Raw genomic sequence first — 8,893 nt, 5'->3', positions numbered from 1 at the left:
CGGGGCTCCTGCGATTTCTAGCTGAGGCCAGAACAGATCCAACTGGCCTTGTCCGCAGCAGAGGTGCGGAACACTTTCCCGTGAGAAGTGTCTTGAGCTGAGGAGCTGAGAAGAGGGCTGGCTGCTATCTTTGTCGGATGGCCCTCCTTGGTCTTGTTGAATCTCTGCCCATGCTGCTGTTGCTGACCAATCTGATTGCCGTTTTGCTGTTTTTGCTCTGCCCTTAGTGGATGCTGAGTGGATGCTGAGGCGGGAGTTCGGCGGAGCAGGGGTGCTGGCGGGAACCTTTGGCCTCATCGACCCGCAGCAGTTGGGAATCCCGGAGACTTTGGCGGTGGGTTGGATCCCAGGGTTGAGCTGGGCCTGGGTGCTGTTGGCGCTGTTGTCATGTCTGGCTCTGGGGATCAAGGAGCGGCAAGTGCGGGCCCGCTGGCTGTACAGCTTGGGAGTGGTCGGTCTGGTTCTATTTGGGCTGGGCTTGCTCTGGTTTTATGGGGCAGTGGGGGCGGTGAATGGGGCGGCCCTGGCGGAGGGGATCCCGCCGGCTCGGTTGCCGTTGCGGCGGTTCAGCCCTTCTTTGGCTGGCTATGCCAGCTTTGCCTATGCCCTGCTGCTGTTGCTGCTGGGGCGGCTGCAGTTGCCGGGAGGAAAAGCTTTTTTGGTGCGGCAGCGGCAGATCATCGTACCCCTGAGTGCCTTGGGGGCGGCGGTGGCAGCAGGGGCGGTGGTGGTGGGGTTGCTGCGGCCCGGCTTAGGCTCCTCGCCCGATTCGCCTTTTTTTGTAAAGCTGAGCACCAAAGTGGACTTGATCACCTACACCTTTTCATTGCTGCAGGCGGCCTGTTGCCCGGCTATTTCACGGATCCCTTGCAGGCAGCCCAGGTGGAAATGGACTGCGATGAACGCTCAACTTGAGTACCTCTGAGCGGAGATCTCGTTTGCGCTGGCGCTGCGGAGCACTATGGCAACTCTGTTTTGGGCTTTGATCCCGGCTACCCTGCGCTCCACTACCCCTCTGTTGCTCACGGCCTTGGGGGGCATGTACTCCGAACGCAGCGGCGTGGTCAATATTGCCCTGGAGGGGATCATCTTGTTTGGGGCTTTGGCGGCGGCGGTAACCACCCAACGCCTGGAAGCTTCCCTTCTGGCCCAGACTCCAGCAGCTCAGGTGGGTTGGATCCCTTGGGTGGGTTTGTTGGCCGGCGCCTTAGGGGGGTGGCCATTGCCTTTGTGCATGCGCTGATGTGCATCCGCTACAGAGCCGATCAAATTGTCAGCGGCACTGCCATCAACCTGTTGGCCATGAGCGTGCCTTCGCTGGTGCTGCAATCGTTCTACGGCAACACCACCAACTCTCAAGAAATTGTCAATCGGCTGCCGCTGTGGCATGGGTTTAGCCCCTTGGTGTATCTGGCCTTTCTGTTGGTGCCAATCTCCTGGTGGTTGCTGTTCAAAACACCCTGGGGCTTGCGGCTGCGAGCGGTGGGAGAGCATCCTCAGGCTGCTGCCACCATGGGGGTGGATGTCCTGGGTATGAGCTACGCGGCGGTGCTGCTCTCCGGCCTGTTGGGGGGCCTGGCGGGGGCCTACCTTTCCATTGGCTTTTTGAACCAGTTTGTCCGCAACATGTCAGCAGGAAAGGGCCTTATCGCCTTGGCAGCGATGATCTTTGGCAAGTGGCACCCCTTCGGGATCCTGGGCGCGACGCTGTTGTTTGGGGCCACCGACGCCCTGGCCATTCAACTGCAAGGGGGAGATGTGATGCCGCCCGTGTTGATCCAGGCTTTGCCCTTTGTGTTGACGATGGGGGTTCTATCGGGAATGCAGGGCCGCGCCCGCCGCACTCGTCCGCCGGCTGCCTTGGGCAAAATCTACAGCAACTGAGAAAGAGCCCAGAATTAAGATCCAAGTTGCGGGCTTGGGCAGCAGTTAGTCAGGTGATCGGGGTCGATTGTACGCCCCTGCTGGGTACGCTAGTTCTGGACGCGATTCTCGGTGTGGGCCTGTTGGCTCCCGCCTCAGCAGTCCAGATGGGGCAAAGTCTAGCCGGTAGGGATCCCCATTTGGGTTTATTCTGGACTTAGCCATCTTTCCAGAGTTGCACCTCAGCTTATGCGGGATCCAGAGTCGAAAACGGTTTCACCCCATCGGGATTCTGGCGGTGGCCAACCCTGGAGGCTCTTGTTCCAAGCAGTCGGTAAATCAATCTATGTTAGGGGGGGATGAAAACCATGGACATTGATCTCCGTCCGCTGATCGTTCTGTCGCCCATTGTTTTGGTGGTTGCCTGGGCTGCCTACAACATCATCAAGGCTGCCATCAAGGGAGAAGCCAAGCTCTTCGGAGAGAGGGGCAACAACCCCTTCGGCAGAGGCGGGAGCTGAACGTGCGGATCCGGTCACAGCCGGCAGGCTCAGTATGCTAGGCGAAGCAACCCAGGCAGCGGTAACCCCTTCCGAGGGAGCCCGCTCAACATCCGCCGATGTGATTGTCATCGGGGCGGGAGTGGCCGGTTTGGTGTGTGCAAGGCAACTGCTGCGGGCAGGGCTCCAGGTTCTGGTGCTGGAAAAATCGGCAGGCTTGGGCGGGCGCATGGCCACCCGTCGAGTTGAACATGCTGGGCAAACGGTGCCAGTGGATCATGGGGCTCAATACCTGACTGCCGATTCGGATGGCTTTTATCGCTGGGTGAAGGAGCTGCTGGGCCTGGGGCTGCTGGCGGAATGGACGCGCTCGCTGCATGTGCTGGATCGAGAAGGGCTGCGCCCAGAGGATCCCAACGACGAGAAACCACGCTACGCTTGCCCCCAGGGCATGACAATGCTGGCCAAACACTTGGCTGCCCCGCTGTCGGTACACACCCAAACTCGTGTGGTCAGCCTCAAACCTTTGGCAACAAGCTGGCAATTGAGGGCGGAGAACGGCCAATGCTACGAGGCTGCTGCCCTGGTGGCGACAATTCCGGCCCCCCAGTTGCTGCCCCTGCTCCGGGAAGGGATCCCTTCGGCTGAAAACCTGTTGCCTCTGCTGGAATCCGCCCAGTATCAACCCTGCCTTGCGGTTTTGGCGGGCTACTCTGAGCATACGCCGCCTTGGAAGGGGATCAAGTGCTTGGAGGATCCGATGTTGGCCTGGCTGGGACTGGACAGCAGCAAGCGCCTGCAGCCGCTCCCGCCTGTGGTGGTCTTGCATGGGGGGGCGGAGTGGTCATCTCTGTACTTGGAGGCCGGCCCCTCTGAGCTGGAAAAGGCCGGTCGAGAATTGCTGGCCCACGCAGCCCAACGGCTGGATCCCTGGTTGGCTTCGCCACAATGGATGCAGGTGCACCGTTGGCGCTACGCTTTGCCTTTGGAAACCACGGGATTGGCCAGCTTAAGCACCCGTGTGCCGGTTTCCGCTGCTGAGGGATTGCCTTTGGTTTGTGCCGGCGATTGGTGCGCCGGAGGGCGCGTAGAGGGGGCTTGGCTCTCAGGACACAATGCCGCCAAAACCTTGCTCGAAATGCTTTCTGGGAAATGAGGGTATGCACAGGCCGACCTGGTCGGCAGGGCAAGTGCCTGACCTGGCGCAGGACAGAGATGACGGCAAGACCACTGGGAGGGCAGGCTGAGGGCCGCTGAGAATTTCCACCCTCTGGGCCGGGGAGTGTGTCAAGCTAAAGGGTGGATCCCCCAGCAGATGCTCTCCTCTCCACTCATGTCCAGAATCTGTACAATCTACCGCCGTGCGCAATTTGCCGCCAGCCATCGGTACTGGTTGCCCGAACTCTCAGAAGCCGAGAACTTAGCCCGCTTTGGCCCAAATGCCCGTTTTCCCGGCCATGGCCACAACTATGTGCTGGAGGTGGGCATGAGTGGTGAGGTGGATGACTATGGGATGGTGCTCAACCTCTCGGAGGTGAAGCAGGTGATCCGGCAGCGGGTGATTCAAGATCTCAACTTTGCTTATCTAAATCAAGCTTGGCCGGAGTTTGCCCAAACCTTGCCCACTACCGAGTTTATCGCTTACGTGATTTGGCAACGCCTGGCCGAGGCTCTGCCCCTAACCAGCGTCCGTCTGTACGAAGATCCTGAGCTTTGGGCCGAATACCGAGGAGAAGCCATGCAAGCCTACTTGACTGTTGCCACCCATTTCAGCGCCGCCCACCGCTTGGCTCTGGATCACCTGAGTTTTGAAGAAAACAGCGCCATCTACGGCCTCTGTGCCCGTCCCCACGGCCACGGCCACAACTACGGCCTGGAGATCACCGTCAAGGGATCCATCGACCCGCGCACGGGGATGATCGTGGACTTGGCGGCCCTGCAGCGGCTGATCGAGGAGCAGGTGGTGAAGCCGCTGGATCACACCTTTTTGAACAAAGACATTCCCTACTTTGCCCAGGTGGTGCCTACTGCCGAAAACATCGCCCTCTACATCCAGCGGCTGCTGACTCTGCCCCTGCGGGAGCTGGGGGTGCAGTTGCATCGGGTTCGCCTGCAGGAGAGCCCCAACAACAGCAGCGAGGTCTACGGGGAGTTTCCGCTGGAAGAGCTGCTCAACTCCTCAGAAGGACAAGATGTGGCTTCTTCCGCTTCTGGCAGCCGTATTGCCATGCAGGGCTGATGCGGCCATCATGTTGGATCTGGTTAAGCTGAGCGGGCAAATTCCTGCCTTCACCCGGCACCTGCAACAGGAGTCGAAAGCCAGCCAAGAACGCCTCCGCCAAGCCTGGCAAGTTTTCGAGCGCTGGCAGCAGGAGCCGCAGGTTTGGCAGTCCCGCTGGGTGGAGTGGGGATCCCATCTGTCGTTTGTTTGCGCCAGCCCCGCCGAGCCGCCGGAAGCCTGGGGATCCCTGCCCAAGGTCGAGCCTCTGCAGGGGCGACACACGGTGGTGGCCACGGATGGATCCCAGATTTTGCCCAGTCACCACGAGATTGCCTATTGCTCGCTGATCAATGTTGGGCGCGTGGTTCTCCACTACGGCACCCAGGAGTGGCCGCTCCTGGACAGCCAGCCCCTGCTGCTGTATGGAGATGGGCCCCTTGCCCAGCAAAACCGCTCAGACTCCCCTCTCTCGGAACCGCGGGCAGAAGGGTTGCCGAGGGCCCCCCTTAACCGGCGAGACTCTCGCCCGCAGCGCGCTCCAGGTGAACGCAATCCTACCAGCGGCACGGAGTCCTCGTTGGGGCTGGAAGAGATACTGGCCTTACGACGCTCCCAAGCGGAACTGGAGGAGCTGGCTCGTTTGGCCCTGTCGGTGCCCCGTCGCCGCATCACGCTGGCGCTCTTGGATGGATCCCTAATCCCTTGGGGACTGGAGCCTCTGCCCCAGTCGGCCCGGCGCCCCTGGTTGGATCCCATTCTGGCGACCTTGGAGCAGTTGCGGGCGGCCCGCATTCCTCTCGTGGGCTACATCAGCGCCTCCCGCAGCAGCGAAACCCTCAACTACCTGCGCTTGGGGCTGTGCCCGTACCTGGGCTGTGACTGCTACCGCTACTGTCCCGGCGAGAAGTCTCCTCCCTGCCATCCCTTCGCCCCCCTGGCAGACCGCGTCTTTTGGGGATCCCTGCTGCAGCCGGGAGAGCGCAGCCCCCTTTGGCGCAGCGGCGCCAGCGTGTTGGACGCCTTCGGGGAACACCACGTCCACTGTTGTTACCTCAATGTTGGCGAGGGATCCCTGGGCCAAGCCGAAATTGCTCGCCTGGAGTTTCCCGCTTGGGTGGTCCAGGATGCGGAGTTGCTGCAGCGGGCTCTGGCAGGGGTGCTGAGCCAAGTGCACAAGGGCTTTGGCTACCCCATCGCCTTGGCGGAAGCCCATCATTTGGCGGTGGTGAGAAGCGGGGATCGGCAGCGGTTTTTTGCCTTGATCGAGCAGGAGCTGCTCCGGGCCGGCCTGCGCCACGTGGCCGTCTCCCGCAAGGAAGCCCAGAAGCGGAGTGGCATTGCCTGAACCGACGCCGGGGATCCCTGGCACCCAAGAGAAGGCTGTAGCCTATTGAGGGGATCCCCATTCAACGGCTAGGGTTGCCAAGGTGTCCCAATCCTGTCTCTGTTGCCGACATGACCGACATGATGATCCGAGCCCCTCTGCGCAGCCTCATCTCCCCCCTCACCCACGACCCCCTTTGGTACAAAGATGCAATCATCTACGAGCTGCCGGCACGGGCCTTTTTCGACAGCGACGGCGATGGCGTGGGCGACTTCCAGGGCCTGACCGAAAAGCTGGACTACTTGCAAGAACTGGGGATTACAGCCGTCTGGCTGCTGCCGTTTTTCCCCTCGCCTTTAAAAGATGACGGCTACGACGTTTCTGACTTTACCAGTGTTCACCCTGACTTGGGCACCCTAGAGGACTTCAAGATCTTTCTGGAGGCTGCCCATAAGCGGGGGATCCGCGTCATCATTGAGCTCATCCTCAACCACACTTCGGATCAGCACCCCTGGTTTCAGCGGGCCAGACGAGCTGCCCCCGGCACCCCCGAGCGGGACTTTTACGTTTGGAGCGATACCCCCGAAAAGTACAAAGAGGCCCGCATTATCTTTCAAGACTTTGAAGCGTCCAACTGGACCTGGGATTCAGTGGCCAAGGCCTACTACTGGCACCGCTTTTACTCCCACCAGCCAGATCTCAACTACGACAACCCCGCCGTACAAAAAGCCATGTTCGAGGTGGTGGACTTTTGGCTGAGCTTGGGGGTAGATGGCATGCGGCTGGACGCGGTGCCTTATCTCTACGAGCGGGAGGGCACCACCTGCGAGAGCCTACCGGAGACCCATGCCTTTCTCAAGGCTCTGCGCCGACACATTGACCAAAGGTATCCTGGCCGCATGCTGCTGGCGGAGGCCAACCAGTGGCCAGAAGATGCTGTGGCCTACTTCGGCGATGGGGACGAGTGCCACATGGAGTTCCACTTTCCCCTCATGCCACGGCTGTTTATGGCCATCCAGATGGAGGATCGCTTCCCCATCATTGACATCCTGCAACAAACCCCTCCCATTCCTGAAACCTGCCAGTGGGCCCTCTTCCTGCGCAACCACGACGAGCTCACCCTGGAGATGGTCACTGACGAGGAGCGGGACTACATGTACCAGGTGTACGCCAAGGATCCCAACGCGCGGGTGAACCTGGGGATCCGTCGGCGCTTGGCCCCCCTGCTGGGCAACAGCCGCCGCCGCATCGAGCTGATGAACAGCCTGCTGTTTTCTCTGCCCGGCACGCCGGTCATCTACTACGGGGACGAGATCGGCATGGGGGACAACATCTACCTGGGGGATCGCAATAGCGTGCGCACCCCCATGCAGTGGAGCGCCGACCGCAACGCCGGCTTTTCGCGGGCCAACCCTCAGAAGCTCTACCTGCCCATCGTCATCGACGCCGAGTACCACTACGAAGCTGTCAATGTGGAGGCGCAGCGAAACAACCCCCATTCCCTGTGGTGGACCATGAAGCGGCTCATCGCCGTGCGCAAGCGATTCCAAGCTTTTGGCCGCGGCTCCTTTGAGCTGCTCCACCCGGAAAATCGCAAGGTGCTTGCCTTTATGCGGGCCTTTGGCGATGAGCGCATCTTGGTGGTGGCCAACCTCTCCCGCTACGCCCAGTGGGTGGGGCTGGATCTATCGCCGTGGGAAGGATTGATCCCGGTGGAGATCTTTGGCCACACCGAGTTTCCCCCTATTGGGCGACTGCCCTATTTCCTAACGCTAGGCCCCCATTCCTTTTACTGGTTTTCCCTTGAGCCCAAAACGGAGACCATCCACCTCAGCCCCAGCAAAGCGGAGGAGCAGGAACGCCTGGTCCCTCTGGTTGTTCAAAGTGGTAGTCCTCTGGTTGTTCAAAGTGGTAGTTGGGACAGTCTCTTGCAAGGGGAAAGCCAAAAGCAGCTGGAGGCAGTCTTGGCGGACTACCTCTACCGCTGTCATTGGTTTGGCTCCCAAAACCGCCAGCTCCAGGCGATCCATATCCTGCAGGCTATCCCCTGCCGCCGAGAAGAGGAGTCCTTGCTGGGCAGCCAGATCTTGCTTCTCCAGGCCGAGTTTATCGAGGGCGATACGCAGCTCTACTCTCTCCCTGTGGGCTATGCCACCCAAGAAGCAGCCGTACACCTGCGCCTAGAGATGCCCCAGGCGGTCATCCTCCCTGTGCAAGTGGCCGGAGGGCCGGCGGGAGTAATTTTCAACGCTCTGGCTGACAAAAGCTTCTTGCTGCGGCTGCTGCAGCTAATTGCCCAGCAGGGCCGCCTGCGTCACCGTCAGGGAGAGCTCTGGGCCACTAGCTTTGCTGCCCTTGAGCATGACCTGGAACCCCGCCTCCTCAAGGCGGAGCAGAGCTACACCTCCGTTGTCTATGGCAACCACTACCTCCTCAAGCTCTACCACCGGGTGGCCGAAGGGGTGAATCCCGAGCTGGAGATTGGCCGCTACCTGCTGGAGCACCATCCCCAGGTGCGCGTGCCACGGCTGCTGGGATCCCTGGAGTATCGCCGTCGTCGCGGGGCCCGTGGGTTTGATCCCGCCGATCAGCCCATTACCCTGGCCATTTTGCAGGAGTACATCCCCAACGAGGGAGATGCCTGGCACTACACCCTGGACAGCCTGGGGCAATTTTTTGAGGCGGTGCTGGTTCACTACCAAGAGGTGGATCCCGTGCCCGTGCCGCAGGGATCCTTCTTGGAGCTTTCCCAACAGCCCTTGCCGGAGCTGGCCTACGCCACCATCGGCAGCTACCTAGAATCGGTGCGGATCTTGGCCAAGCGCACCGCCGAGCTGCACATCGCCCTGGCTGCCGATACGGAGAACAAAGACTTTGCCCCAGAGCCTTTCTCCAGCCTGTACCAGCGCTCCGTTTACCAGTCCATGCGCAACTTGGTGGGGCAGGTGTTTCCGCTGCTGTTCGCGTCAGCGGGACGGAGTCCTT

Annotated in this window: 6 protein-coding genes and 1 pseudogene; all 7 read left to right on the top strand. The window is 60.7% G+C overall.

The window, feature by feature from the left end:
* Positions 1-241: 241 nt before the first annotated feature.
* Complete coding sequence (locus tag NW818_RS09785; RefSeq protein WP_414342254.1) at positions 242-925, top strand: hypothetical protein; 684 nt, start codon at positions 242-244, stop codon at positions 923-925.
* A gap of 36 nt (positions 926-961) precedes the next feature.
* Positions 962-1,884, top strand: a pseudogene (locus NW818_RS09780) (ABC transporter permease).
* Between the two features lie 347 nt (positions 1,885-2,231).
* Entirely contained in the window at positions 2,232-2,384 is a 153-nt protein-coding gene (locus NW818_RS09775; RefSeq protein ID WP_414330801.1) for a photosystem II protein Y, read from the top strand.
* A 34-nt stretch (positions 2,385-2,418) separates the two neighbouring features.
* Entirely contained in the window at positions 2,419-3,519 is a 1,101-nt protein-coding gene (locus NW818_RS09770; RefSeq protein ID WP_414424441.1) for an NAD(P)/FAD-dependent oxidoreductase, read from the top strand.
* Between the two features lie 177 nt (positions 3,520-3,696).
* Positions 3,697-4,602, top strand: a complete 906-nt coding sequence (locus NW818_RS09765) for a 6-carboxytetrahydropterin synthase (protein ID WP_414424442.1) — start codon at positions 3,697-3,699, stop codon at positions 4,600-4,602.
* 10 nt (positions 4,603-4,612) lie between these two features.
* Entirely contained in the window at positions 4,613-5,929 is a 1,317-nt protein-coding gene (locus NW818_RS09760) for a DNA double-strand break repair nuclease NurA (RefSeq protein ID WP_414424440.1), read from the top strand.
* Between the two features lie 110 nt (positions 5,930-6,039).
* Positions 6,040-8,893, top strand: a 2,854-nt coding sequence (gene treS / locus NW818_RS09755) for a maltose alpha-D-glucosyltransferase (RefSeq protein WP_414424439.1), incomplete at its 3' end; no start/stop codon positions are given.

It is taken from the genome of Synechococcus sp. R6-5 (genome assembly GCF_047461775.1).
In the GTDB taxonomy this organism is placed as follows: domain Bacteria; phylum Cyanobacteriota; class Cyanobacteriia; order Thermostichales; family Thermostichaceae; genus Thermostichus.
This window is presented reverse-complemented; position numbering and strand designations above follow the sequence as displayed.

Bases quoted from the DNA above. Each gene is read 5' to 3' on its own strand.
- NW818_RS09760 (WP_414424440.1), top strand. From the start codon at position 4,613: ATGTTGGATCTGGTTAAGCTGAGCGGGCAAATTCCTGCCTTCACCCGG.
- NW818_RS09785 (WP_414342254.1), top strand. From the start codon at position 242: ATGCTGAGGCGGGAGTTCGGCGGAGCAGGGGTGCTGGCGGGAACCTTT.
- NW818_RS09770 (WP_414424441.1), top strand. From the start codon at position 2,419: ATGCTAGGCGAAGCAACCCAGGCAGCGGTAACCCCTTCCGAGGGAGCC.
- NW818_RS09775 (WP_414330801.1), top strand. From the start codon at position 2,232: ATGGACATTGATCTCCGTCCGCTGATCGTTCTGTCGCCCATTGTTTTG.
- NW818_RS09765 (WP_414424442.1), top strand. From the start codon at position 3,697: ATGTCCAGAATCTGTACAATCTACCGCCGTGCGCAATTTGCCGCCAGC.